Origin of the sequence: Streptomyces sp. DH12, from assembly GCF_020873895.1 — a bacterium.
In the GTDB taxonomy this organism is placed as follows: Bacteria; Actinomycetota; Actinomycetes; order Streptomycetales; family Streptomycetaceae; genus Streptomyces.
Window position 1 is genome coordinate 1 of sequence record NZ_JAHWGT010001064.1, and the last position, 453, is coordinate 453.

The window sequence follows — 453 nt, forward strand, 5'->3', positions numbered from 1 at the left end:
CGCCGCGGGTGTCAGAAGCAGCGGCAGGTGGCGGACGGGCCTGTACGCCGCGGCCGCGGCATCGATGTTCGCTCTGCTGGACAGCCTGACGAAAGGCACCTCGGGGCGGCTTCGGACGGACGGTCCTGATGCCCTCGTCCACTGGGAGCCCTATGCGCTGCTCGGAGTCGGAATCACGGGCCTTGTCCTGTCCCAGAGCTCTTTCCAGGCCGGCTCCCTGGCGATCAGTCTCCCGCTGATCGACACCATCGAGCCGATCGGCGCAGTCCTGATCGGCGTCGTCGTGTTCGACGAGCGGCTCGCCTCCTCCACCGGTGCGCTCCTCACGCAGGCGTTCGGAGCGCTGGTCGCCGTCGTCGGCATTGTGCTCCTGGCGCGGTCGCCCCAGGCACGGGACCTCAAATCCTCCCCGCAGCCCAGCACCGGACCGGACGATGCGGGATGAATGCGGCA

At 69.1% G+C, this 453-nt stretch carries 1 protein-coding gene; it reads left to right on the top strand.

Features of this window, described 5'->3' with window-relative positions:
- Nucleotides 1–445 (top strand): DMT family transporter (locus LPA54_RS38520; protein ID WP_228985031.1); only part of this gene is annotated, 445 nt, incomplete at its 5' end.
- Nucleotides 446–453 lie beyond the last annotated feature (8 nt).